This window comes from Pseudomonas sp. HB05 (assembly GCF_016756915.1).
Classification (GTDB): Bacteria; Pseudomonadota; Gammaproteobacteria; order Pseudomonadales; family Pseudomonadaceae; genus Aquipseudomonas; species Aquipseudomonas alvandae.
On the sequence record NZ_JAESPG010000027.1, the window covers coordinates 31,205 to 56,147 of the forward strand.

Sequence of the window (24,943 nt, forward strand, 5' to 3'; positions counted from 1 at the left end):
TGTGGCGAGGGGATTTATCCCCGCTGGGTTGCGCAGCAGCCCCAATGGCTTTGGGAGCGCTGCGCACTCCAGCGGGGATAAATCCCCTCGCTACAACAGTGTTCACAACTATCGAACGGGTCAGCTAAAGACCCGACCCAGCGCCGCCAACTCCGCCCGCTCCTGCTCAGCCTGCACATCCTGGCGCATGGCCTTGTGCAGCCCGAACATGAAGACCACCAGCACCACCGAGAACGGCAGCCCAGCCAGCACCACCATGGTCTGCATCGCCTCGAAGTTACCGGCGAACAACAGGCCAACGGTCACCAGTGTGATCACCACCGACCAGAAAATCCGCAACCAGTGCGGTGCATCCTCATCGACACTGCCGCCCTTGCACGAAAGGTTCGCCATCATCACCGCGCCGGAGTCGGCCGGGGTCAGGAACAACACGAAACCGACGAAGATCGACACGCCGATCACGACTTTCGAGGCCGGGTAAAACTCCAGCAACTGATAGATCGACATGGACGGCTGCGTCAGCGCCGTCTTGCCCAGTTCCACCGCCCCTTGATTCATCACCAGGTCCAGGGCCGAGTTACCGAAGATCGACAGCCACGCCAATGTAAAGCCCAGGGGAATCAGCAACACGCCCGCCACCAGTTCGCGCACGGTACGCCCACGGGAAATCCGCGCGATGAACATGCCGACGAAAGGCGCCCAGGAAATCCACCAGGCCCAGTAGAACAGGGTCCACAGACCCAGCCAGCGGTCGGACTTGGCGCTGTCGTCGACATACACATACAGGTCGAACGTCTTGAGAATCACGCCGTTGAGGTAGTCACCGACGTTCTGCACGAAACCGTTGAGCAGGTGCAGGGTCGGACCGAACAACAACACGAAGATCAGCAAGCCGCTGAACAACACGATGTTCAGGTTCGAGAGTCGGCGAATGCCGTTTTCCACGCCCGAGACAGCGGCGATGGTCGCCACGGTGCTCATCACAATGATCACGATCAGCAGGTTGGTGTTGCTGTGCTCGATGCCGAACAGGTTTTCCAGCCCGGACGCGACTTGCAGCGAACCGATCCCCAGGTTGGTCACCAGCCCCAGCAACGTGACGAACATGCCGAAACCGTCTACGGCATGACCCGCCGCGCCCTTGACCCAGCGCTCGCCCACCAATGGATACAAGGCCGAGCGCAGCGCCAGCGGTTGGTTGTGCCGGTAGGCGAAATACGCCACGGCCAGGCCCACCAAGGCATAGATCGCCCAGCCATGCAGGCCCCAGTGTAAGAACGTCAACTGCACGGCCTGGCGCGCGGCCATCTGGCTGCCGGCCACGCCTTCGGGCGGGTTGAAGAAATGATCCAGCGGCTCGGACGCACCAAAGTACAACAAGGAAATGCCAATGCCCGACGAAAACAGCATCCCGGCCCAGGCGCCGTAGCTGAAGTCCGGCGTGTCGTGCTTGCTGCCCAGCTTGAGCTTGCCGTAGGAGGAAAGCGCCAGGCCCACCACGAACACCAGGTAGGCGGCGATCACCACCATGTAGTACCAGCCAAAGCTGCGGGACAGCCACGCCTGGGCAATGCCAAGCAACCGGCCGGCCTCTTGTGGCGCAATGATCAATATGGCGGTGAGCAGCAGGATCAGCGCGGTGGAGGTGTAGAACACCCAACCGTTGACCGTCACCTTTTGCGGTGGGGTCTTTATTAGCAAGGCAGAACTCATTGCACGGATGCTCCAGGCAGTGCGAGAGAAGGACAAGGCAACGCGATACCCGACCAATCGGTGAGTGGGCAGCCGACCGGCGGGTGTTATAAAGACACCCTTGGAGCCCTCGCCCCCGTCATGCGCGGGTCTTGGGTCCTTGATGTCTCGCTTCCGCGCCATTTACGCGTAGGAAATTTCGGTAAATCGCGACGAATTGTCGCAGAGCTTATTCTTTGTTGATTGAACGTTCAATCAAAACAAAATAGACTGGCCCTCATGAAGGCGGACCGAACTCGTCCGCCCGATGGCCCAAGGAGATTTGCAGATGCCCAAGGTCGGTATGCAACCCATCCGCCGCCAGCAATTGATCGAAGCCACCTTGCAGGCGGTCGATCAGGTCGGAATGGGGGACGCCAGCATTGCGCTGATCGCCCGTTTGGCCGGTGTTTCGAACGGCATCATCAGTCACTACTTTCAGGACAAGAATGGCCTGATCGCGGCGACGGCCCAGTACCTGATGAGTGTCCTGAGCGAGAACGTCACCGCGCGTCGCCAAGCGCTGACGGATTCGAGCCCGCGAGCTCACCTGAAGGTGATCATCGAAGGCAACTTCGACGCCAGCCAGGTCAACGGTCCGGCGATGAAAACCTGGTTGGCCTTCTGGGCCACCAGCATGCATCACCCGTCATTGCACAGGTTGCAGCGGATCAACGATCACCGTCTGTATTCCAACCTGTGTTGCCAGTTCCGCCGCGTGTTGCCTGTTGACCAGGCGCGCAGCGCGGCACGGGGCCTGGCCGCGCTGATTGACGGTTTGTGGCTGCGCGGGGCACTGTCGGGAGACGCATTCGATACCGCCCAGGCACACCAGATCGCTTACGAATACATGGATTTCCAACTGGCCAAGTCAGGAATGCCAGAGCACACAGAATCGCTCGCCACCTGAACCGCCACCGCAGCGCGTAGTCAGCTATGAACGACACGCTCGGTGCTCAGCCAACCACTTATGCACTTGCGAGGACTTTATGGCCCGTTTCGAACTGCAAAAACTCTACATCGATGGCGCGTACAGCGATGCCAGCGGCGACGCCACCTTCGAAGCCATCAACCCGGCCAACGGTGAAGTGCTCGCCTTGGTGCAGCGCGCAACGTTCGAGGACGTCGAGCGTGCCGTGGCCAGCGCCGAAAAAGGCCAGAAAGTCTGGGCCGCCATGACCGCCATGCAACGCTCGCGCATCCTGCGCCGCGCCGTGGACATCCTGCGCGAGCGCAACGATGAGCTGGCCGCCCTGGAAACCCTGGACACCGGCAAATCGTTCTCCGAAACCAAATACGTCGACATCGTCACCGGCGCCGACGTGCTGGAATACTATGCCGGCCTCGTGCCCGCCATCGAAGGCGAGCAGGTTCCGCTACGCACCACTTCCTTCATCTACACCCGTCGCGAGCCCCTGGGCGTGGTCGCCGGTATCGGCGCGTGGAACTACCCGATCCAGATCGCCCTGTGGAAATCCGCCCCGGCCCTGGCCGCCGGTAACGCGATGATCTTCAAGCCAAGCGAAGTCACCTCGCTGACCACCCTGAAACTGGCCGAGATCTACACCGAGGCCGGCGTTCCAGCGGGCGTGTTCAACGTGCTGACCGGCAGCGGTCGCGAAGTCGGCACCTGGCTGACCGAGCACCCGCGCATCGAGAAAATCTCCTTCACCGGCGGCACCGACACCGGCAAGAAAGTCATGGCCAGCGCCTCGAGCTCGTCGCTCAAGGACGTGACCATGGAACTGGGCGGCAAGTCGCCGCTGATCATCTTCGACGACGCTGACCTGGACCGCGCCGCCGACACCGCGATGATGGCCAACTTCTACAGCTCCGGCCAGGTCTGCACCAACGGCACCCGCGTGTTCGTGCCGAGCCACCTCAAAGCGGCGTTCGAAGCCAAGATTGTCGAGCGCGTGGCGCGCATCCGCGTCGGTAACCCTGAAGACGAAAACACCAACTTCGGCCCGCTGGTGAGCTTCGCCCACATGGAAAGCGTGTTGGGCTACATCGAGAAAGGCAAAGCCGAAGGCGCGCGCTTGCTGTGCGGCGGTGGACGCCTGACCGAAGGCGAATTCGCCAAGGGCGCGTTCGTCGCGCCGACCGTGTTCACCGATTGCACCGATGACATGACCATCGTTCGCGAAGAAATCTTCGGCCCGGTGATGAGCATCCTCACCTATGACACCGAAGAAGAAGTGATCCGCCGCGCCAACGACACCGACTTCGGCCTGGCCGCCGGCGTCGTGACCCGCGACCTGAACCGCGCCCACCGCGTGATCCACCAGCTCGAAGCCGGCATCTGCTGGATCAACGCCTGGGGCGAATCGGCGGCGGAAATGCCGGTCGGTGGGTACAAGCAATCGGGCGTGGGCCGGGAGAACGGGATCAGCTCGCTGAACAACTTCACCCGCATCAAGTCGGTGCAGGTCGAGATGGGCGACTACACGTCGGTGTTCTAAACCGACGTTGCCTCTGCGGCCGCCATCGCGAGCAAGCTCGCTCCCACAGGAGTCCCCATTCCAATGTGGGAGCGAGCTTGCTCGCGATCGAGTGCGAAGCACTCGCCAGGCCTGACCTGAACCCAACTCAAAAAGAGGGTGCATTTCATGTCCCAAGAATTCGATTACATCATCATCGGTGCCGGCTCGGCCGGTAACACCCTGGCCACCCGCCTGACCGAAGACGAAGGCGTCACCGTCCTGCTGCTCGAAGCCGGCGGCCCGGACTATCGCCTCGACTTCCGTACGCAAATGCCCGCCGCCCTGGCATTTCCTCTCCAGGGCCGTCGCTACAACTGGGCCTATGAAACCGACCCGGAGCCGCACATGAACGGCCGTCGCATGGAGTGCGGACGCGGCAAGGGCCTGGGCGGTTCTTCGCTGATCAACGGCATGTGCTACATCCGCGGCAACGCCCTGGACTATGACAACTGGGCCAAGCTGCCGGGCCTGGAAGACTGGACCTACCTCGATTGCCTGCCGTATTTCCGCAAGGCCGAAACCCGTGACATCGGCCCGAACGACTACCACGGCGGCGACGGCCCGGTCAGCGTGACCACGCCCAAGGCCGGTAACAACCCGTTGTTCCACGCCATGGTCGAAGCCGGCGTGCAGGCCGGTTACCCGCGTACCGACGACCTCAACGGTTATCAGCAGGAAGGTTTCGGCCCGATGGACCGTACCGTCACGCCCAACGGCCGTCGCGCCAGTACCGCCCGTGGTTACCTGGACATCGCCAAGAAGCGCTCGACACTGACCATCGTCACCCACGCCCTGACCGACAAGATCCTGTTCGAAGGCAAGCGTGCGGTCGGCGTGCGCTACCTGGTGGGCGCCGCTGAAGAGCGCGTCGAAGCTCGGGCGCGCAAGGAAGTGCTGCTGTGCTCCGGCGCCATTGCCTCGCCGCAGATCCTCCAGCGCTCCGGCGTTGGCCCGGCCAAGCTGCTGAAGAATCTCGACATCCCGGTGGTCCATGACCTGCCGGGCGTCGGCGAAAACCTGCAGGATCACCTGGAGTTGTACCTGCAATACGCTTGCACCCAACCGGTCTCGCTGTACCCGTCGTTGCTCTGGTACAACCAGCCGGCCATCGGTGCCGAGTGGCTGTTCAACGGCACCGGCATCGGCGCCAGCAACCAGTTCGAAGCCGGTGGTTTCATCCGTACTCGTCCGGATTTCGAATGGCCGAACATCCAGTACCACTTCCTGCCGGTGGCGATTAACTACAACGGCAGCAACGGCGTGAAGGAACATGGTTTCCAGGCGCACATGGGCTCCATGCGCTCGCCGAGCCGTGGTCGGATCCAGGCCAAGTCCAAGGACCCGCGCCAGCACCCGAGCATCCTGTTCAACTACATGGCCACCGAGCAGGACTGGCAGGAATTTCGCGACGGCATCCGCCTGACCCGCGAGATCATGCAACAACCGGCGCTCGACGCCTTCCGTGGCCGCGAGATCAGCCCGGGCATCGAGGTGCAGACGGACGAACAACTGGACCAGTTCATCCGCGAGCATGCCGAAACCGCGTTCCACCCGTCTTGCTCGTGCAAGATGGGCACCGACGACATGGCCGTGGTAGACGGCGAAGGCCGCGTGCATGGCATGGTAGGGTTGCGCGTGGTCGACGCCTCGATCATGCCGATCATCACCACCGGCAACCTCAATGCGCCGACGATCATGATGGCCGAGAAAATCGCCGACAAGATCCGTGGTCGCAAGCCGTTGCCGCGCAGCACCGCACCGTACTACGTGGCCGGTGATGCGCCGGTGCGCGGCAAGCCGGTGCGTGAAGTGGCGACGGCTGCACAGTAAGACTCAAGACCGCGGCGCGGCCTTCGTCGGATCGCCGCCCGGAGCAAGCTCGCTCCCACAGGGGTTCGGTGGTGGACACGGATTTTGTGACCTACCAAAGATCCAATGTGGGAGCCTGCTCCGGGCGGCGATCCGACGAAGGCGTCCAGCCTGACACCGCAAAACTCCATCTGCCTTGATCCCTCCCCCGCCCCAGGCCTACTCTAGAGCCACCGCGTCAATGCGCCGCACCTCGCTGCATCGCCACTCCAGACAAGGAGGTTTCATGTTCGACTTCCATCCCCAGCTCAAGCAGCGGTTTGCTGCCTTGCGCACGGGTGCTGAATTCTTTTCCCTGCGTTATGTCCGTGAGTCCGGCCAGCACCTGTCGGTGCGCAAGAACGTCGCCGAACCACCGAGCCTGAACCGCGACGAAGGGGCGATGCTCACCGTGCGGGTCAACGGCGTCGAGGCCTACGCGGCCACCAATGATCTATCCCAGGCCGGCCTGCAAGCGGCACTGGAGCGCGCCGAGCAACACGCTCGTCGGCTCAAGCCCCATGCCTTGCTCGACTTGCGCGAGCAAGCGGTGTCCAGCGACCGTGCCGACTACTTCTCGCCGCATTTCGACCAGGCTTTCCCTCCGCTGAGCGATTGCTACCAACTGCTCGGCGACGAATCGGCTTCGGTGCCCACCGACGAACGCCTGGTGAACTGGCAGGCCAGCATCGGCCTGACCCAGGTCGAGCAGATCTACCTCAACAGTGCCGGCGCTGAGTTGCGCCAGGCCCAACGCTTCATCTACCCGGCCCTGGACGTCACCGCCTTCGACGGCCACGACAGCCAGACCCGCACCCTGGGCCGGGAAAATTTCGGCCAGCAAGGCGGCTTCGATGTGATCAGCCGTTGCGGCCTGATCGGCGCCGGCCCGAGAATCGCCGACCAGGCCCTGCAGTTGCTCATGGCGCCGAATACCCCAGCAGGCCCGCGTGACCTGCTGCTGATGCCCGACCAGATGATGCTGCAGATCCACGAGTCCATCGGCCATCCGCTGGAACTGGACCGCATCCTCGGGGATGAGCGCAATTACGCCGGTACCAGCTTCGTCAAGACCAGCGATTTCGGCCACTTGCAATATGGCTCCAGCCTGTTGAACGTGACCTTCGACCCGGATATTCCCGAGGAACTGGCGAGCTACAGCCATGACGACGACGGCAGCGCCGCGAGCAAGCAGTTCCTGATTCGTGAAGGGCTGCTGTTGCGTCCATTGGGCGGGGCGCTGTCGCAGTTCCGCGCTGGCCTCGACGGTGTCGCCAACAGCCGCGCCTGCGGTTGGAACCGCCCCCCCATCGATCGCATGGCGAACCTGAACATCGAACCCGGCGACCAATCCCTGGAGCAACTGATCCAGGGCATCGAGCACGGCGTGTTGATGCGCACTAACCGGTCCTGGTCCATCGACGACGCCCGCAACAAGTTCCAGTTCGGTTGCGAATGGGGCCAGTTGATCGAAAACGGTGAGCTCAAGGATGTGGTGAAGAACCCCAACTACCGGGGCATCTCCGCGCAATTCTGGAAGAGCCTGAGAGCGGTGGGCGATGCGAGCACGTCCCAGGTTCTGGGCACGCCGAACTGCGGCAAGGGCGAACCGAACCAGGTCATCCGCGTCGGCCATGCGTCGCCGGCCTGTGTGTTCAGCAATGTCGATGTGTTTGGGGGAGACGCCTGATGAGCACTGTCAATAATCAAGCGGGGGCGTTCAAGGCGTTGGTCGATTGGCTACGCGATGCGCTGCGCGAACCTGAACAATTCACCCTCGGCTACGCCGCCGAGTCTTCGGCCTTCGTACGCTTCAACCACGGCAAGGTCCGCCAGGCCGGCCAGGTGCAGCAGGCGAATGTCAGTTTCAAATTGATCAACGACGGCCGTCATGCCGATTTGCAGATCACCTTGTCCGGTGACACCGAGACCGACCTGCAACGCTTGGCCGAAGGGCTACGGCAACTGCGCGAAACCTTGCCGCTGTTGCCTGCCGATCCCTACCTGCTGCTCAACCAGAATCACTGGCGCAGCGACAACGTGCAGGCCCATCCACTGCCCGAAACGGAGCAGGCCGTCGCTGAAATCACCCGCGCCGCCGAAGGCCTGGATCTGGTCGGGTTCTATGCTGCGGGGCCCATCAGCCGCGGTTTCGCCAGTTCTTCAGGCGCATTCGGCTGGCACCAGGCCAACAGTTTCAACTTCGACTTCAGCCTGTTCCATGAGAACGGCCAGGCAGTGAAAGCCAGCTACGCCGGGCATGAATGGAGCCGCGAGGGATTCGCCCGGCGCTTCGAACAGGCTCGCGAGCAACTGGAGTTTCTCGGCCGCCCGCTGCGCACGCTGCCGCCCGGCGAATACCGCGCTTATCTGGCGCCGGCCGCCCTGGAAGAGATCATGGGCATGCTCAGTTGGGGCGGTTTTTCCGCCCGGGCGATTGCCAGCAAGCAGAGCCCGCTGCAGAAGTTCTACGCTGGCGAGGCCCACTTCAGTCCCAACGTGTGGTTGACCGAGCAGGTCAGCGGCTCCTTGAGCCCGGCGTTTTCCGACGAAGGTTATCCCCGCGACGACCTGACGCTGATTGCCAAGGGCACGGCCAACGCGCGACTGGTCAACTCCCGCAGCGCCGCCGAATATGGTCTCACTGCCAATGGCGCCAGCAGCTATGAATACCCTACGGCGCTGGACATGCAGGGCGGGCAACTGGAGCAGAAATACATCCTCGAAGAACTCGGCACCGGGCTGTACATCAGCAACCTCTGGTACCTGAACTACTCGGACCAACCGGCGGCGCGCCTGACCGGCATGACCCGCTTCGCCACGTTCTGGGTCGAGAACGGCCAGATCCAGGCTCCGGTCAGTACCATGCGTTTCGACGACAGCGTCTACAGCCTGCTGGGCTCGCACCTCGAAGCGCTGACCCGGGAGCGGGAACTTCTGCTTTCGGCCAGCACCTACAGCCAACGGGCCACGGCCTCGATGTTGTTGCCGGGGGCGTTGGTGAAGCGCTTGACCTTGACCCTGTAGTTAGCAAACACAGAACCTGTGGCGAGGGGATTTATCCCCGCTGGGTTGCGAAGCGACCCCAAGAAGCTTGAATAGGCTCCGCCTGTTTTACTGGGCTGGTAGATCGGGGGCTGCTTCGCAGCCCAGCGGGGATAAATCCCCTCGCCACAAAGCGCTTTCGCTGCAGGTCAATGTCCACTGTCCACACAAGAGGTCCCATGCCCAACCGCGCTCCCCTCGATGCCGTCACCGCCCGCTGGCTCCCGTGGGTCGTGGCGATTGCCTTTTTCATGCAGTCCCTCGACGGGACCATCCTCAATACCGCCCTGCCCGCCATGGCCAGCGACCTGGCGGAAAACCCACTGCGCATGCAAGGCGTGATCATTGCCTACATGCTCACCGTGGCATTGCTGATCCCGGCCTCGGGATGGATCGCCGACCGCTTCGGCACCAAGAAGATTTTCTTCGGCGCAATCCTGCTGTTCAGCTTCGGCTCGCTGCTGTGCGCCTTGTCCAATTCGCTGAGCATGCTGATCGGCGCACGGGTGATCCAGGGCTTGGGCGGTGCACTGATGTTGCCGGTGGGCAGGCTGGTGGTATTACGGGCGTATCCGCGCTCGGAGCTGGTGCGGATCATGGGCTTCATTACCATCCCCGGCCTGCTCGGCCCGCTGATCGGCCCGACCATGGGCGGCTGGATGGTCGAGTACATGACCTGGCATTGGATCTTCATCATCAATCTGCCGGTGGGAGTGATCGGCTGTTATGCGGTCTGGAAGTTCATTCCAGACCTGCGCGGCACTGAGCGCACACGTTTCGATGGCCTTGGCTTCCTGTTGTTCGGCGCGGCGATGGTGCTGATCACCATTGCCATGGAAGGCCTGGGTGAATTGCACCTGCCGCACCTGCGGGTGATGTTGCTGCTGTTCGGCGGCATGGCCTGCCTGGCGGCCTACTGGTTGCGGGCCGGGCACGTCGAGAACGCGCTGTTCCCACCGTCGCTGTTCAAGACCCGGACCTTCGCCGTGGGCATCCTCGGCAACCTGTTCGCGCGCCTGGGCAGCGGCGCCCTGCCGTTCCTGGTGCCGTTGTTGTTGCAAGTCGCCTTGGGTTATTCGCCCTCCCAGGCCGGGATGAGCATGCTGCCCCTGGCGGCCGCGGCGATGGTCGCCAAATCGGTCGCCCGGCCATTGATCGAGCGCTTCGGCTATCGCATTGTCCTTACCGCCAATACCCTCGCCCTGGGCGTGATGCTGGCGAGCATGGGGCTGGTCAGCGAACAGACGCCGTACTGGCTGTTGCTGGCGCATCTGGCAGTGCTGGGGGCGATCAACTCGCTACAATTCACCGCGATGAACACCGTGACCCTGATCGACCTGGACGATGCCAGCGCCAGCAGTGGCAACAGCCTGTTGTCGGTGGTGGCGCAACTGTCCCTGAGCCTCGGCGTGGCTTGCGCCGGAGCCTTGCTTGGCGGCTTCACGGCCCAGGTTGGCAACGACGGCGTGGACACGGTGCTGGGCGCGTTCCAATTGACCTTCGTGACGGTGGGGATCATGGCGATGCTGGCGGCGACGATCTTTTCCCAGTTGTCACGCGAAGACGGGCGACGGGTGAAACGCCCGGATGAGCATATCGAACACTGACCAGTGGAATTGGGGAGCTTTTGTGGCGAGGGGATTTATCCCCGCTGGGTTGCGCAGCAGCCCCAAAAAGGCTGAATGCGCTCTCCCTGATCCACCAAGGTGACCATCCTAGGGGCTGCTTCGCAGCCCAGCGGGGATAAATCCCCTCGCCACAATAAATCCCCGCCACATGTTCTGCGGTTCGGCCCTCACAGCTCGTCCAGAACTTTCGAAGAAAGTGGCACGAGGCTGCTACACTGCGCGACATTTTGTTTTGCAGGCCAGTCCCGTGACCACCATTGCCACCGCTTTTAATACTTTGCCGCTGTCCGCCGCCATGCTGGCTAACCTCGAATCACTCGGTTATGCCCAGATGACGCCGATCCAGGCGCAAAGCTTGCCGGTGATCCTCAAGGGCATGGACTTGATCGCCCAGGCCAAGACCGGCAGCGGTAAGACTGCCGCCTTCGGCATCGGCCTGCTGAACCCGATCAACCCGCGCTATTTCGGCTGCCAGGCCCTGGTGATGTGCCCAACCCGCGAGCTGGCCGACCAGGTTGCCAAGGAAATCCGCCGCCTGGCCCGCGCCGAAGACAACATCAAGGTCCTGACCCTGTGCGGCGGCGTGTCGTTCGGCCCGCAGATCGCCTCCCTCGAACACGGCGCCCACATCATCGTCGGCACGCCGGGGCGCATCCAGCAGCATCTGCGCAAGGGCTCGCTGGTGCTCGACGGCCTCAATACGCTGATTCTCGACGAAGCCGATCGCATGCTCGACATGGGCTTCTACGACGCCATTGAAGACATCATCCAGCAGACCCCGGAACGCCGCCAGACACTGCTGTTCTCCGCCACCTACCCGGTGGGCATCAAGCAGCTAGCCTCCAAGTTCATGCGTGACCCACAGCAAGTGAAGGCCGAGGCGTTCCACTCCGACGCGCAGATCGAGCAGCGTTTCTACGAGATCTCGCCCGAGGAGCGCATGGACGCGGTGGTCAAGGTCCTGGCGCATTTCCGCCCGGCTTCTTGCGTGGCGTTCTGCTTCACCAAGCAGCAGGTCCAGGAAACCGTCGATCACCTGACGTCCAAGGGCATCTCCGCCGTCGGCCTGCACGGCGACCTTGAACAACGCGACCGCGACCAGGTGCTGGCGATGTTCGCCAACCGCAGCACTTCGGTGCTGGTGGCCACCGACGTGGCGGCCCGCGGCCTGGACATCGATGCCCTGGACATGGTGATCAACGTCGAACTGGCCCGGGATTCGGAAATCCACATCCACCGCGTCGGCCGCACCGGCCGCGCCGGTGAGAAAGGCATCGCCATCAGCCTGGTGGCGCCGTCCGAAGCCCACCGCGCCCAGGCTATCGAGCAACTGCAGAAGTCGCCGCTGAGCTGGGACCAACTGGACAACCTCAAGCCCCAGGGTGGCGGCCCGTTGCTGCCAGCGATGAGCACCCTGTGCATCGGCGCCGGGCGCAAGGACAAGGTCCGTCCCGGCGACATCCTTGGTGCCCTGACCGGCGACGCCGGCATTCCCGGCGCCCAGGTCGGCAAAATCGCGATCTTCGATTTCCAGGCCTACGTGGCCGTGGAACGCGGGATCGCCAAGCAGGCGCTGCAACGGCTGAACGATGGCAAGATCAAGGGCCGCTCGTTGCGGGTGCGGATCCTGTAACCGGTCGCCAACCCAACAGATATCAAACTGTGGGAGCGAGCTTGCTCGCGATGGCGTCAGTTCTGTCACCTCGATGTTGACTGAACCACCGCTATCGCGAGCAAGCTCGCTCCCACATTCAGTATTGTGGAAAGCTGAGAGGACACCGTTTTGCGCTCTACCGAAGTCGTGATCATTGGCGCTGGCGCCGCGGGGTTGATGTGCGCGCTGACCGCTGCCGCGCGCGGACGCCAAGTGATGCTGCTGGACCACGCCAACAAGGCCGGCAAGAAAATCCTCATGTCGGGCGGTGGACGCTGCAATTTCACCAATATGTACACCGAGCCAGGCAATTTCCTTTCGCAGAACCCACACTTCTGCAAATCGGCGCTGGCCCGCTACACCCAATGGGATTTCATCGCGCTGGTGGCCAAGCACGGCGTGCCCTATCACGAGAAAAAACTCGGCCAATTGTTTTGCGATAACAAGTCCAGCGACATCCTCGGCCTGCTGCTGGACGAATGCGACCAGGCCGGCGTCAACCTGCACCTGGACACCTCGATCGAGCAGATCGAAAAGACCGACGGCGGCTACCTGCTGCAAACCACCCTCGGCGCCCTCGCCTGCCAATCCCTGGTCATCGCGACCGGCGGGTTGTCGATTCCGACCCTCGGGGCGACCGGTTTCGGCTATCAGGTGGCGAAGCAGTTTGGCCATGAGTTGCTGCCAACTCGCGCCGGGCTGGTGCCGTTCACCATCACCGACCAGCTCAAGACGCTGTGCACCGAACTGTCGGGCACCTCGGTCGATTGCCTGGTGAGCTGCAATGGCCAGAGTTTTCGCGAGAACATCCTGTTCACCCACCGCGGCCTGAGCGGCCCGGCGATATTACAGATTTCCTCGTTCTGGGAACCAGGGGACACGGTGCAGATCAACCTTTTGCCCGACCACGACGTGCCGCAATGGCTGCAGCAGCAACAGGCCGAACGTCCCAACAGCGAATTGAAAACACTGCTGGGCGAGCTGTTCACCAAGAAAATGGCCAACCTGCTGGCCGACACCTGGTTCGCCTCCAAACCCATGAAGCAATACACCCACGCGGAGCTGGCGGACATCGCCGAGAAACTGGCGAGCTGGAACGTCGTCCCTGCCGGCACTGAAGGCTACCGCACCGCCGAAGTCACGCTGGGTGGCGTCGACACCCGGGAAGTCTCGTCCAAGACCATGGAATCGTTGAAAAGCCCCGGGCTGTACTTCATCGGCGAAGTGCTGGATGTCACCGGGCACCTGGGCGGGTTCAACTTTCAGTGGGCCTGGGCTTCGGGGTATGCGGCGGCGCAGTACGTCTGATCCCACCCCATGTTGAGCCTGCTTTTGTGGCGAGGGGATTTATCCCCTCGCCACAGAGGTGTAAGTGTCCTTCATCCTCCGGAACACTTTTTGCTGTCAGATGTGATCGCCGCCATTGCATCGGCGTCATTACTGCCTCAATTTAGCGTCATTGCCCGTCAGGCCCTTGCACTTCATGTCATCGACCTCGTTTAGCCAATCCCTGCGGCGCCTTTGGGCGCTGGACAAGTTCAGTTATAGCGTGCGGGTGTTCATCGCCCTGACCGGCAGCATGGGGCTGTGCTGGTATCTGGATGAAATGGGGCTGCTGATTCCCCTGTTCCTGGGCATCATCGCCAGCGCCCTGGCCGAGACCGATGACAGTTGGCAAGGCCGCCTCAACGCCTTGGTCGTGACGCTGGTGTGCTTCACCGTTGCCGCGTTGTCGGTGGAGTTGCTGTTTCCCTATCCCGTCCTGTTCATAGTCGCCCTGGCCCTGGCTGCCTTTGGCCTGACCATGCTTGGCGCCTTGGGCGAGCGCTACGGCGCGATCGCCTCGGCCACCTTGATTCTCTCGGTCTACACCGTCATCGGCGTGGACCAGCGCGGCGGCGCGGTGACTGACTTCTGGCACGAACCTTCACTGCTGGTCGCCGGTGCCGCATGGTATGGCCTGCTCTCGGTCCTCTGGCACGCGCTGTTTTCCAACCAGCCCGTGCAGCAAAGCCTGGCGCGACTGTTTCGCGAATTGGGGCGTTACCTGAAGCTCAAGTCGTCGTTGCTCGAACCGATCCGCCACCTGGACGTCGAGGCGCGACGCCTGGAACTGGCCCAGCAGAACGGTCGGGTCGTCGCCGCGCTCAACAGCGCCAAGGAAATCATCCTGCACCGCGTCGGCAACGGCCGACCCGGCTCGAAAGTCAGCCGCTACCTGAAGCTGTATTTTCTCGCCCAGGACATCCACGAACGCGCGAGCTCTTCCCATTACCCCTATAACGCGCTGGCCGAAGCCTTCTTTCACAGCGATGTGCTGTTCCGCTGCCAGCGCCTGCTGCGCCAGCAGGGCAAGGCCTGCCAGGCTCTGGCGGAGTCGATCCAGCTGCGCCAGCCGTTCGTCTATGACGACAGCTTTGCCGAAGCGTTGAACGACCTGCACGCGTCCCTCGAACATTTGCGCATCCAGAGCAACCCGGCCTGGCGCGGTTTGCTGCGTTCGCTGCGCGCATTGTCGGTGAACCTTGGCACGATGGACCGTCTGCTCAGCGATGCGAGCAATCCCGACGCGTTGGCCGACGCCACCGACAGCAGCCTCCTGGACCGCTCACCACGCAACCTCAAGGACGTCTGGGTACGCCTGCGTACCCAGCTCACGCCCACCTCGCTGCTGTTTCGTCACGCGCTGCGATTGCCGTTGGCCTTGAGCGTGGGCTACGCCATGGTGCACCTGATCCACCCGTCCCAAGGCTACTGGATCGTCCTGACCACACTGTTCGTTTGCCAACCCAACTACGGCGCCACCCGGCGCAAGCTCGGCCAGCGGATCATCGGCACCGCGATCGGCCTGACGGTGGCCTGGGCATTGTTCGATCTGTTCCCGAACCCGCTGGTGCAGTCGTGCTTCGCCATCGTCGCCGGAGTCATATTCTTTACCAACCGCACCACCCGCTACACCCTGGCGACCGCGGCAATCACCATCATGGTGCTGTTCTGCTTCAACCAGGTCGGCGACGGCTACGGCCTGCTGCTGCCACGGCTATTCGATACCTTGGTAGGCAGCCTGATCGCCGGGCTGGCAGTGTTCCTGTTCCTGCCCGACTGGCAGGGCCGACGGCTGAACAAAGTGCTCGCCAACACGCTCACCTGCAACAGCATCTACCTGCGCCAGATCATGCAGCAATACGCGGCCGGAAAAAGTGACGACCTGGCCTATCGCCTGGCCCGACGCAACGCCCATAACGCCGATGCGGCGCTGTCCACCACGCTGGCGAACATGCTGATGGAGCCTGGGCATTTCCGTAAGGAGGCCGACGTCGGATTCCGCTTCCTGGTGTTGTCCCACACGTTGCTCAGCTACCTGTCAGGCCTGGGCGCCCACCGGGGCACGGAATTGCCAACTGAAGTGCGCGAATACCTGATCGACGGCGCGGGCGTAAAACTGGCGTCCAGCATCGATGAAATCGCCCAAGGCCTGGCGAGCAAACAGTCGATTGCCATCCAGAGTGACGAAGAGGAAGCACTGGCCAGCGAGCTTGAGCAGATGCCCGACGAAATCGACGAAGGGCAGCGGCTGGTGCAGACTCAATTGGCCTTGATCTGCCGCCAGTTGGGGCCGTTGCGCACGTTGGCGGCGCATTTGATCAAGGACACCAGCGAGGCTTGAGACTGTAGTGGATGGGCCGGCCCCTTCGCGAGCAGGCTCGCTCCCACAACAAATGTACGTTTGCCTGTGGGAGCGAGCCTGCTCGCGAATGAGCACCCGCCACACAGCTGTCTTACATCCCATGCGCCTTCAATAGCCGCTCATAACTCCCATCCGCCCTCATCGCCGCAATTTCACGATCGAATCCAGCCACGATCTGCTCGTGTTCGGGGTTCTTCAGGCTGACCAATATGTGCAGGCTGTTTTCGCTCAAGGGCTTGGGCAGGAACTCCACGGCGTTGCGCACCTTTGGGGATTCCCGAGCCAGGTAGTAACGGGCGACGTACTCATCTTCCAAGGTCAGTTTCACCCGGTCGGCAGCCAGCATGCGCACGGCCATCGCAAAGTTGTGCACAGGGATCTTCTGCATCTGCGCGTCCTCGTCGAACGCCTTGGCATAGGCGTAGCCACGCACCACGGCGACGGGGTAGGCATATAGCTGCTGAAGATTATCGAACTCGATGTCCGCATCCTTGCGCTTGATGAAGCGCACCCGGTTAAGCAAATACTCGGCCGAGAACTGACCCACATGGGTGCGTTCTTCGGCGTACCAGGCGTTGACCAGCACGTCGTAGCGCCCTTCACTGATGCCCAGCATCGCCCGTGCCCAGGGCACCTGCTCGAAGTCACTGGCATAGCCCGCCCGCGCCAGGGCCGTCGTGACGATATCGGTCGCCAGGCCGCCGTTGACCAAGGTCGAATCGGTGAAAGGGGGCCAGGCATCGGCCACCAGGCGCAACTTCTGCGCGCAGACGCTGTGGCTCAGCAACAACAGTCCGACCAAAGCAAGAACTCGATGCAATCGCGGCATGCCAAACATCCTTGACGGGTTCAAGCCCGGTTTGTTTTTAGCCGAAATCCAAGGGACATCCGCAGACGTCCGGTCCTAACGTTAGCTCATCGAAACCGCTGCGCAGGGCTGAATCGAAGATTACACAAAGAAGACAAGACCGCGACACATCCATGATGGCATTTTGGTCTTTATCACAGATTTTCCGACCAATCGAAAAGAGACTTCCGACGTGAGGACGCCTAATATCGGCATCAGGCATTCAAGGAAATTCAAAAAATGGATATCGACTGGGTCTGCAAACATCACAGCGACGTGAGCAAGGAGCAGCTGTACGCCATTCTAAAATTGCGCGCCGACGTGTTCGTGGTCGAGCAGAGCTGCGCCTACCCGGACGTGGATGGACTCGATCTGGAAGGAGACACGTGCCACCTGATGGCTTGGCGGGACAATCACCTGATCGCCTACCTTCGTTTGCTCGATCCCCACTCGCGCAACAGCGACGTGGTGATTGGCCGGGTGGTCATCGCGCCAGAAGCACGCGGCCAGGGGCTGGGGCATGCGCTGATGGAGCGTGCGCTCGAACAGGCGCAGAAGCACTGGCCCGGCACATCGATTTCGTTGTCGGCCCAGGCGCATCTGCAGGGGTATTACGGGCGGTATGGGTTTGAAGCGGTGGGTGTCGAGTATCTGGAGGATGGGATTCCGCATATCGGCATGCATCGTCCTTAAGGTCCTCTTCGCGAGCAAGCCCGCTCCCACAAGGGTTCTGAGGTAGACAAAGTTTTTGTGCCTACAAAAGATCCCACTGTGGGAGCGGGCTTGCTCGCGAAGACGCCAACCCAGACACAACCAGCATTCAGGGATAGCCGAGCACCGCCCTGATCCGCTCCAGGTTCTGCTCGATCCACCCCCGATCAATCGCCCCCCAATCGCGAATCCGATATCGCCCGGCATGGTTGCGCGCGCCTTCTTCTTGTTCGAACTCACACAGGATATCCAGGTCCGCCAGCGCCGCCACGGTGTCCTGGGCCGTACGCCGGGGCATGCCGGTGACTTCGGTGAGGGCCGGGACGTTACTGGCCAGGCCGCTGTCGATCAGGTAAGCCACATACAAGCGACGATAGAAGCTGCTCTTGGTCTTGCTGACGTCCATCCGATCATTCCTTGTCTTGTTGCAGGTCCCGCCAGGTCAGGTACACCCGCAGGTCGAATTCCAACTGGTGATAACCCGGCAGCATGTGCTCGCAAAGTTGGTAGAACGCCTTGTTGTGGTCCGATTCCTTGAAGTGGGCCAGCTCGTGAACCACGATCATCTTCAGGAAGTCGGGCGCCGCCTCCTTGAACAACGATGCGATGCGGATTTCCTTCTTGGCCTTGAGCTTGCCACCTTGCACCCGCGACACGGCTGTATGCAGGCCCAGTGCACGATGCGTCAGGTCCAGGCGATTGTCGAACAGCACCTTGTCGATGGCCGGCGCGTTACGCAGGTATTGCTGCTTGAGTTCCAGCGCGTAGGCGTACAACGCCTTATCGCTCTGGATCGGATGCCGGTCGGGATAGCGCTGGCGCAGGTAATCGCCCAGCCGATCCTCGGCGATCAATTGTTGCACCTGGGCTTGCAAGGCGGCGGGGTACGCCTGGAGGTATTTGAGCGCAGTCATCGGGCGGCCACACCATTACAAAAGGCCGCCAGTGTAGCGAATTCAGGCGATGACCGCGCTCCAGTCGAAGGGCTTGGCGAAGGCGTTGGTGTCTTCCGCCATCAAGGGGCGCGCCACGAGGAAACCTTGCACGAACTCGCAGCCGTGGGCCTGCAACCACTGATATTGTTCGCGGGTCTCCACCCCTTCGGCGATCACTCGCAAGCCCAGTTGCCGACACAGGTCGATCACCGAGGCGGCCAATGCGGCATCTCGGGGCGAGCCTGGCAAACGGGCGATCAAATGCCGGTCGAGCTTGAGGGTATCGAGCTCCAGATCCCGCAGGTGAGCCAACGAGCAAGGCCCGGAACCGAAGTCATCCAGCGCCACGCGCACCCCCAGATGGCGCAGCAATCGCAGTTGCTTATGGGTCTCGTCCGGGTTGCGCATCAGCGCATCCTCGGTCACCTCGACCTCAAGTTGCCGAGGCTTTAAGGCGTGGCGCTCCAGCACCTGGCGCAACTCGGTCACCAGGTTGGGCATGCCGAACTGAGTGCTGCTCAAGCTCACGCCCAACACCAGATCCTCGGCGAACAAGCGCTCCCAGACTTTGCGCTGGGCCGCGCTGCGGTGGTAGATCCAACTGCCCAGTCGGCTGATCAGCCGCGCCTCTTCCAACAGCGGCAGGAACAAGCCCGGCGGAACATCGCCGACGCTTGGGTGCTGCCAACGCAACAGCGCCTCGAACCCGCGAATGCGTCCATCATGAATACTGACCTGCGGCTGGTAGACCATATTGAAGTCGCGGTTTTCGATGGCCGAGCGCACGCTTTCCTCGAGCATCAGCCGTGAACGGGCCCGACCGTTCATTTCGTGGTCATAAAAACGATATTGCTGGCGGCCGGCGCGCTTGGCCTCGTACATCGCGATGTCGGAAGCGCGCAGCAGGCCATCGAGGTTGGAGCCGCAATCCGGGTAAGTCGCGATCCCGATGCTGGCCCCCAGCGTCACGTCCATGCCTTCGATCTGCTGGCAGATCGAAACCCGTTCAATAAGTTTCTCGGCGATCTTGGCAGCCTGCTCGGGTACTTCAAGGTCCAGCAGGGCCGTGAACTCATCACCGCCGAGCCGCGCAAGAATATCGAAGGGTCGCAGGCACGCCTTCAATTGTTCGGAGACCCAGCGCAGCACCCGATCGCCGGCATCGTGGCCCAGCGAATCGTTGACGCGCTTGAAGCCATCGAGGTCCAGGTACAGCAGCACCCAGTTGCTTTCCAGCCGTTCGCTGCGCATCAGCAGGTTTTCCGCCGTCTGATAGAACCCCCTGCGGTTGAGCAAGCCGGTCAGCGGGTCAGTCACAGCCTGGAATTCCAACTGCTGGTGCAGATGGCGAACCACCGACATGTCCTGGAGCGTCACCACCATGGCCTTCTGTTCCGAGGGCAAAGGCGCACAGGACAGGGCCACCGACACCTGCTGGCCGGGTGCGGTACGCAACACCGCATCGTGCAGGCGCCAGGTTTCGCCGCGCTGGTAGGCGATATGGATCTCCGAGTCCGTCCATTCGGGAATATGGGGCTTCTGCAGGAAATCGAGTAAAGGCATCCCCTGCAACTGGTCCGCGGTGGCATTGAGCAGACGGCACGTCGAAGGGTTGGCGAAACGGATGCAGCCGTCCTCATCCACCACCAGGATCCCTTCGGCGGCGTTGTCCAGCACCGAGGCATTGAAGGCCCGTGCCGCTTCGAGATCCTGGCTCAAGCGCTGCAAGGCGCGGCGGTTACGCTGGTGCTCGAGCAACGCCTGGACCTTGGGCTTGAGGATCTGCGGATCGAAGGGTTTGAACAGGTAATCCACCGCGCCACTGGCGTAGCCCTTGATGACGGCGTCCTGGGACTGCTCGTTGGCGGTGAGGAAAATGATTGGCGTGAGCCGCGTGCGCTGGCTGCCGCGCATCAGGCGCGCCACTTCGAAACCGTCCATGTCCGGCATCTGCACATCCAGCAGCACCAGGTCGATGTCATGTTCGAGCAGCAGATTCAGCGCCTCGATCCCCGAGGACGCGGTCATCACCTGCCAATCCTGACGCTGCAGCAACGCTCGCATGCTGAGCAGGTTTTCGGGGTAGTCATCAACGATCAAAAGGACAGAGCTGTCTTCGCCAAACGGGGGTTGCGCGCATTCCATGCTGCTTCTCTTATCGGGGCGCCATGTCCGTCTTGCTCGCAAGACGGACAACACTGTGATCTCACTCTAGACCGGGATTTTGAAAAGCAGTAGGTGTCATCGCGCCATCATCCAGACAAAGCCCGAAATAGCCGACTAACGGTCACCCCTCTCAGGCACAAAAGCTGCAATGAGACCCATGACAGTCAATTGACGTCAAACAATCGCCGAGCGGTCAACAAGAAAAGCCCCTATCCAGCGTTTCGAGACGCTTCAAAAGGGCGGTTTAAAGCCTCCCGACGCGGCGTACACCTTTTACATCCCGATACGTAGGAACCTGGACATGATCGATCTCGCAACCTGGAACTTGAGCATCCCCGAAGGCGCCCCGCCGGCAACCATTCAAACCTCGCAACTGGTCCAAGGCTTCAAGAACCAGTATTTCAACTCTGAAACCGGCACCGTGTTTTTCTGGGCTCCCGTGACAGGCGCCACGACGGCCAACGCCATTTACCCTCGCAGCGAACTGCGCGAAACCAACAGCGACGGCACGTTGCGCAATTGGCTGTACCCGGCGGCGGATAACACCCTGCGCGCCACCGTGACGGTCAACCAGGTGCCGAGCACCGGAAAGATCGTGATCGGTCAGATTCACACCAAGGACAGCACCAGCCCGATGGTGAAGCTGGAATACCAATACAAGACCTACAGTTCCACGGGAAACATCGTCGCCAAGGTGCGCATGCGTCCTGATGACGAGACGGGCCAGGTGATCACCATTGCCACCGGCGTGACCCTGAACCGCAGCTTTTCGTACATGATTCACCTGAGCCCCAAGGGTGCACTTGGCATCAGCGCGGCGGGTTACAACTGGCGTACCACCGTAGATCCGAGCTGGAAGGTAAAGCCGCTGTATTTCAAGGCCGGCGTTTATGTCCAGGACAACACGGGCTATGTCACCGAAGGCGGAAAAGTGACGTTCAGCCTGCTGGAAATCAAACACACCACCCTTTGACTGCCCACCCTTCCGCCGTAAGAGCAGCACGGATCGCTGCTATCAGCCCTCCCCTTTAGAAGGCATCCGGTTCCGGGTGCTTTTTTTAGCCCTGATTCAGGCCTAGGTGCCAAATCGCCACCCCATAAGGTTCCCCAGAAAATTCGGATAATCGACCAATGGTCATTTTTTTCGGGCACAAAACTGGAAAACGCCACTCTGACGGTCTGCTGACGCCAACCCTCCGCCGGACGACTGTGTCAAATCTTCGTCCTTCCCCCTTCTTGGCGTCGGAAAAAGCGCGTCTTAGAGCCTCCGGCTGTGGCGTAAATCATTTCTTCTCCTCAGAAAGGATCCGAACATGGTCGATATGGCAACCTGGAACCTGAGCATTCCCGAAGGCAGCCCGCCAAAAACCATCGAAACCCCTCGCTTGATCGACGGGTTCCAGGACAAGTATTTCAATTCCGAAGGCAGCACCGTGTATTTCTGGTCACCGGTTACCGGCACCAAGACTGAAAACGCGATCTATCCGCGCAGCGAATTGCGCGAAACCTACAGAGACGGAAGGTTGCGCAACTGGGTCTATCCAGACGCCGATAACTTCCTGCGGGCAACGCTCGTCGTCAATCAAGTGCCCAGCAGCGGCAAGATCGTGATTGGCCAGATCCATGCGAAGGACAGCAGCAAGCCGATGGTCAAGCTGGAATACCAATACAGCGACTCCAGTTCCACCGGCAACATTGTTGCCAAGGTCCGCATGCGTCCCGATGACAGCGAAGGCAGGGTTATCACCGTTGCCACGGGAGTGAAGCTCAACCGGTCGTTCTCTTACCGAATCCATCTTGATCGGACCGGCGACCTGGGCATTACTGCTGCCGGCAACAGTTGGTACACCACGGTCGGCGCGGCCTGGCGCGACAAGCCGTTGTACTTCAAGGCCGGAGTGTATGTGCAGGACAACACCGGATATACCAGCGAAGGCGGGAAGGTGACGTTCAGCGTGTTGGATATCGATCACAATACCTGAGATTTCACGTCCTAAAATCTCGTAGGAAACCCCCTCTTGTGGCGAGGGGATTTATCCCCGCTGGGCTGCGAAGCAGCCCCCTCTTTCCGTCAGCCCCACCGCATGTGCCGACTTTACGGCGGCTGCGCCCCCGAGCGGGAGCAAGCTCCCTCGCCGCAGGGGGGGCGGTGTGTCCTACAGGTCGATTTTGGTCTCGAAAATCTCCTCTATAGTTCGGCTTGTCTGCGGGCCTTGGTCAGTGGGCAGGGGTTTCGCAGCCCTGGTGAGTTAGAATCACGACCGTCAAAAATCGACATAGGCGAATCCTGCCTACGTTCGGCTTTTCATGGCGGCTGTGTGTGGGAGATCTTCGGGTCTGCCGGGTTTCTCTAACTCCTCGGTCTGCGAACCCGCACATGGCTGCCACCTAATTTGTTTCGCAGCGAACGGTGGCAAATATCTATTTGAGTTAGAGGTTTGTCATGAAAGCCGAACAATTGCCCACTCGCTTCACTCCGCTCACCCCGATCGCCACCACCCAGCCCGTCCTGTTCGTCGATAAAACCGTCCCACTGGCCGAGCTCCACGCCTGCGCCAGCGAACGCCTGCATGCGACCCTCGATTACCTGACGCTCATGGCCTGCACCACCCTGCGCGATTCGGCCGCCAGCGATTTCAACACTCTCACCAACGTCGCCCGGATTCTGGTCCAGGATGTTACCGACGTGTTCGGCGTCATTGAACAACGCGGCCTCGAAGACCAATAAAGCCCTCCCGGTGGGAGATGATCCCCTGTGGGAGCGAGCTTGCTCGCGATAGCGCTGGGTCAGTGATAGGGATGTCGGCTGACACAGCGCTATCAGGATCTGTGTGTATGTCCGTTTTTTTGTAACGGCCACTTATGGTTTCGCCCTTACGGGCGGAACCATAAGTGGCCATCATCCAAAAAACGGATATACACAAATCCCACCCATAAAAAAACCCGCATTTCTGCGGGTTTTCTCACAACGCTAAAGCCTTAGTTGACCTTAGCGCTCAACTCACCCTTCAAATACCGCTGATACATGGCTTCCAACGAGATCGGCTTGATCTTCGAAGCATTACCCGCCGTACCAAACGCCTCATAACGCGCAATACAAACATCCCGCATCGCCGTCACCGTCGCACCAAAGAACTTGCGCGGGTCGAACTCGCTAGGATTGGTCGCCATCAACCGACGCATCGCACCGGTGGAAGCCAAACGCAGGTCAGTGTCAATGTTGACCTTGCGCACGCCGTACTTGATGCCTTCGACGATTTCTTCAACCGGCACGCCGTAGGTTTCCTTGATGTCGCCGCCGTACTGGTTGATGATCGCCAGCCACTCCTGCGGTACCGAGGAAGAACCGTGCATCACCAGGTGGGTGTTGGGGATGCGCTTGTGGATTTCCTTGATGCGGTCGATGGCCAGCACGTCGCCGGTGGGCGGCTTGGTGAATTTGTAGGCGCCGTGGCTGGTGCCGATGGCGATGGCCAGGGCGTCGACCTGGGTTTTCTTGACGAAATCCGCGGCTTCTTCCGGATCGGTCAGCATCTGGCTGTGATCCAGCACGCCTTCGGCGCCGATGCCGTCTTCTTCGCCGGCCATGCCGGTTTCCAACGAGCCCAGGCAACCCAGTTCGCCTTCCACCGAAACGCCGCAGGCGTGGGCCATGGCGACGGTCTGCTGGGTGACGCGCACGTTGTACTCGTAGTCGGTCGGGGTCTTGCCGTCTTCGCCCAGGGAGCCGTCCATCATTACCGAGCTGAAGCCCAGTTGGATCGAGCGCTGGCAGACGTCAGGGCTGGTGCCGTGGTCCTGGTGCATGCACACCGGGATGTGCGGGAATTCTTCGATCGCCGCCAGGATCAGGTGGCGCAGGAACGGCGCGCCGGCGTATTTGCGGGCACCGGCCGAAGCCTGGACGATCACCGGGGAGTCAGTCTTGTCAGCGGCTTCCATGATGGCGCGCATCTGCTCAAGGTTGTTGACGTTAAAGGCTGGGACGCCGTAGCCGAACTCGGCTGCGTGGTCCAGCATCTGACGCATGCTGATAAGTGCCATTGTGTGTATCTCTCCCGGTCGAGGGTCGTTAATCGTGCCAGCCTGCCGGAGCGGCGGCGGCTATTCAAGTCATTGCGGATCGGGGGTTGGCCCGAGCCGCGTGTTCGGTATCGCTAAACCCAAATATTGACGCGATCCCTGTGGGAGCGAGCTTGCTCGCGAT

General features: G+C 61.3%; 19 protein-coding genes. 13 read left to right on the top strand and 6 right to left on the bottom strand.

Going from position 1 to position 24,943, the window contains the following annotated elements; translation table 11 throughout:
- Nucleotides 1–120 precede the first annotated feature (120 nt).
- Nucleotides 121–1,656, bottom strand: a complete 1,536-nt coding sequence (locus JMN22_RS21360; protein WP_187293291.1) for a BCCT family transporter — start codon at nt 1,654–1,656, stop codon at nt 121–123.
- 364 nt (nt 1,657–2,020) lie between these two features.
- Here JMN22_RS21360 and betI point away from each other — a divergent pair, with 364 nt between their 5' ends.
- The 9 genes from betI (at nt 2,021) to yccS (ending at nt 16,056) form a co-directional block, all read left to right on the top strand.
- A complete protein-coding gene (gene betI, locus JMN22_RS21365; protein WP_030137836.1) occupies nt 2,021–2,641 on the top strand; it encodes a transcriptional regulator BetI in 621 nt (206 codons plus the stop codon).
- 79 nt (nt 2,642–2,720) lie between these two features.
- A complete protein-coding gene (gene betB, locus JMN22_RS21370; RefSeq protein ID WP_030137837.1) occupies nt 2,721–4,193 on the top strand; it encodes a betaine-aldehyde dehydrogenase in 1,473 nt (490 codons plus the stop codon).
- Between the two features lie 147 nt (nt 4,194–4,340).
- Complete coding sequence (gene betA, locus JMN22_RS21375) at nt 4,341–6,044, top strand: choline dehydrogenase (protein WP_198796846.1); 1,704 nt, start codon at nt 4,341–4,343, stop codon at nt 6,042–6,044.
- 265 nt (nt 6,045–6,309) lie between these two features.
- Nucleotides 6,310–7,752: a TldD/PmbA family protein gene (locus JMN22_RS21380; protein ID WP_198796847.1), complete on the top strand. Its 1,443-nt coding sequence runs from the start codon at nt 6,310–6,312 to the stop codon at nt 7,750–7,752.
- Nucleotides 7,752–9,089 carry a TldD/PmbA family protein gene (locus JMN22_RS21385; RefSeq protein ID WP_198796848.1) on the top strand — a complete coding sequence of 446 codons (1,338 nt, stop codon included), beginning with the start codon at nt 7,752–7,754 and terminating at the stop codon, nt 9,087–9,089. The genes JMN22_RS21380 and JMN22_RS21385 overlap by 1 nt, the downstream gene beginning before the upstream one ends.
- Nucleotides 9,090–9,286: 197 nt before the next feature.
- On the top strand, nt 9,287–10,714 hold the full coding sequence (gene mdtD / locus JMN22_RS21390) for a multidrug transporter subunit MdtD (RefSeq protein WP_198796849.1): 1,428 nt from the start codon (nt 9,287–9,289) through the stop codon (nt 10,712–10,714).
- Nucleotides 10,715–11,030: 316 nt separating this feature from the next.
- Nucleotides 11,031–12,368: an ATP-dependent RNA helicase DbpA gene (gene dbpA, locus JMN22_RS21395; RefSeq protein WP_236010329.1), complete on the top strand. Its 1,338-nt coding sequence runs from the start codon at nt 11,031–11,033 to the stop codon at nt 12,366–12,368.
- A 150-nt stretch (nt 12,369–12,518) separates the two neighbouring features.
- A complete protein-coding gene (locus JMN22_RS21400) occupies nt 12,519–13,697 on the top strand; it encodes an NAD(P)/FAD-dependent oxidoreductase (protein ID WP_030137843.1) in 1,179 nt (392 codons plus the stop codon).
- A gap of 175 nt (nt 13,698–13,872) precedes the next feature.
- Nucleotides 13,873–16,056 carry a YccS family putative transporter gene (gene yccS, locus JMN22_RS21405; RefSeq protein ID WP_030137844.1) on the top strand — a complete coding sequence of 728 codons (2,184 nt, stop codon included), beginning with the start codon at nt 13,873–13,875 and terminating at the stop codon, nt 16,054–16,056.
- A gap of 112 nt (nt 16,057–16,168) precedes the next feature.
- Here the strand turns inward: yccS and JMN22_RS21410 are convergent, their stop codons facing one another.
- Nucleotides 16,169–16,906: a substrate-binding periplasmic protein gene (locus JMN22_RS21410; RefSeq protein ID WP_198796851.1), complete on the bottom strand. Its 738-nt coding sequence runs from the start codon at nt 16,904–16,906 to the stop codon at nt 16,169–16,171.
- Nucleotides 16,907–17,164: 258 nt separating this feature from the next.
- Here JMN22_RS21410 and JMN22_RS21415 point away from each other — a divergent pair, with 258 nt between their 5' ends.
- Nucleotides 17,165–17,617, top strand: coding sequence for a GNAT family N-acetyltransferase (locus JMN22_RS21415; protein WP_030137846.1), 453 nt, complete (start codon nt 17,165–17,167; stop codon nt 17,615–17,617).
- Between the two features lie 127 nt (nt 17,618–17,744).
- Here the strand turns inward: JMN22_RS21415 and JMN22_RS21420 are convergent, their stop codons facing one another.
- Genes JMN22_RS21420 through JMN22_RS21430 form a run of 3 tightly spaced genes read right to left on the bottom strand, consistent with a single transcriptional unit; the run spans nt 17,745 to nt 20,715 of the window.
- Nucleotides 17,745–18,041, bottom strand: coding sequence for a winged helix-turn-helix domain-containing protein (locus JMN22_RS21420; protein ID WP_030137847.1), 297 nt, complete (start codon nt 18,039–18,041; stop codon nt 17,745–17,747).
- Nucleotides 18,042–18,045: 4 nt separating this feature from the next.
- Nucleotides 18,046–18,549, bottom strand: a complete 504-nt coding sequence (locus JMN22_RS21425) for a M48 metallopeptidase family protein (RefSeq protein WP_030137848.1) — start codon at nt 18,547–18,549, stop codon at nt 18,046–18,048.
- A 42-nt stretch (nt 18,550–18,591) separates the two neighbouring features.
- A complete protein-coding gene (locus tag JMN22_RS21430; protein WP_030137849.1) occupies nt 18,592–20,715 on the bottom strand; it encodes a putative bifunctional diguanylate cyclase/phosphodiesterase in 2,124 nt (707 codons plus the stop codon).
- Nucleotides 20,716–21,037: 322 nt separating this feature from the next.
- Here JMN22_RS21430 and JMN22_RS21435 point away from each other — a divergent pair, with 322 nt between their 5' ends.
- The 3 genes from JMN22_RS21435 (at nt 21,038) to JMN22_RS21445 (ending at nt 23,464) form a co-directional block, all read left to right on the top strand.
- Complete coding sequence (locus JMN22_RS21435; RefSeq protein ID WP_198796852.1) at nt 21,038–21,709, top strand: polysaccharide lyase family 7 protein; 672 nt, start codon at nt 21,038–21,040, stop codon at nt 21,707–21,709.
- A 340-nt stretch (nt 21,710–22,049) separates the two neighbouring features.
- The gene (locus JMN22_RS21440; protein WP_198796853.1) at nt 22,050–22,718 is read left to right on the top strand and encodes a polysaccharide lyase family 7 protein; all 669 of its coding nucleotides are present in this window, start codon (nt 22,050–22,052) and stop codon (nt 22,716–22,718) included.
- Between the two features lie 461 nt (nt 22,719–23,179).
- Entirely contained in the window at nt 23,180–23,464 is a 285-nt protein-coding gene (locus JMN22_RS21445; RefSeq protein WP_198796854.1) for a fructose-bisphosphate aldolase, read from the top strand.
- Between the two features lie 251 nt (nt 23,465–23,715).
- Here the strand turns inward: JMN22_RS21445 and fba are convergent, their stop codons facing one another.
- The gene (gene fba, locus JMN22_RS21450; protein WP_030137853.1) at nt 23,716–24,780 is read right to left on the bottom strand and encodes a class II fructose-bisphosphate aldolase; all 1,065 of its coding nucleotides are present in this window, start codon (nt 24,778–24,780) and stop codon (nt 23,716–23,718) included.
- Nucleotides 24,781–24,943 lie beyond the last annotated feature (163 nt).

Coding starts and splice junctions, on each gene's coding strand:
- yccS (WP_030137844.1), top strand. CDS start 13,873: ATGTCATCGACCTCGTTTAGCCAATCCCTGCGGCGCCTTTGGGCGCTG.
- JMN22_RS21445 (WP_198796854.1), top strand. CDS start 23,180: ATGAAAGCCGAACAATTGCCCACTCGCTTCACTCCGCTCACCCCGATC.
- mdtD (WP_198796849.1), top strand. CDS start 9,287: ATGCCCAACCGCGCTCCCCTCGATGCCGTCACCGCCCGCTGGCTCCCG.
- JMN22_RS21380 (WP_198796847.1), top strand. CDS start 6,310: ATGTTCGACTTCCATCCCCAGCTCAAGCAGCGGTTTGCTGCCTTGCGC.
- JMN22_RS21415 (WP_030137846.1), top strand. CDS start 17,165: ATGGATATCGACTGGGTCTGCAAACATCACAGCGACGTGAGCAAGGAG.
- JMN22_RS21385 (WP_198796848.1), top strand. CDS start 7,752: ATGAGCACTGTCAATAATCAAGCGGGGGCGTTCAAGGCGTTGGTCGAT.
- JMN22_RS21425 (WP_030137848.1), bottom strand. CDS start 18,549: ATGACTGCGCTCAAATACCTCCAGGCGTACCCCGCCGCCTTGCAAGCC.
- betI (WP_030137836.1), top strand. CDS start 2,021: ATGCCCAAGGTCGGTATGCAACCCATCCGCCGCCAGCAATTGATCGAA.
- JMN22_RS21440 (WP_198796853.1), top strand. CDS start 22,050: ATGGTCGATATGGCAACCTGGAACCTGAGCATTCCCGAAGGCAGCCCG.
- JMN22_RS21410 (WP_198796851.1), bottom strand. CDS start 16,906: ATGCCGCGATTGCATCGAGTTCTTGCTTTGGTCGGACTGTTGTTGCTG.
- JMN22_RS21435 (WP_198796852.1), top strand. CDS start 21,038: ATGATCGATCTCGCAACCTGGAACTTGAGCATCCCCGAAGGCGCCCCG.
- dbpA (WP_236010329.1), top strand. CDS start 11,031: ATGCTGGCTAACCTCGAATCACTCGGTTATGCCCAGATGACGCCGATC.
- betB (WP_030137837.1), top strand. CDS start 2,721: ATGGCCCGTTTCGAACTGCAAAAACTCTACATCGATGGCGCGTACAGC.
- fba (WP_030137853.1), bottom strand. CDS start 24,780: ATGGCACTTATCAGCATGCGTCAGATGCTGGACCACGCAGCCGAGTTC.
- JMN22_RS21430 (WP_030137849.1), bottom strand. CDS start 20,715: ATGGAATGCGCGCAACCCCCGTTTGGCGAAGACAGCTCTGTCCTTTTG.
- betA (WP_198796846.1), top strand. CDS start 4,341: ATGTCCCAAGAATTCGATTACATCATCATCGGTGCCGGCTCGGCCGGT.
- JMN22_RS21420 (WP_030137847.1), bottom strand. CDS start 18,041: ATGGACGTCAGCAAGACCAAGAGCAGCTTCTATCGTCGCTTGTATGTG.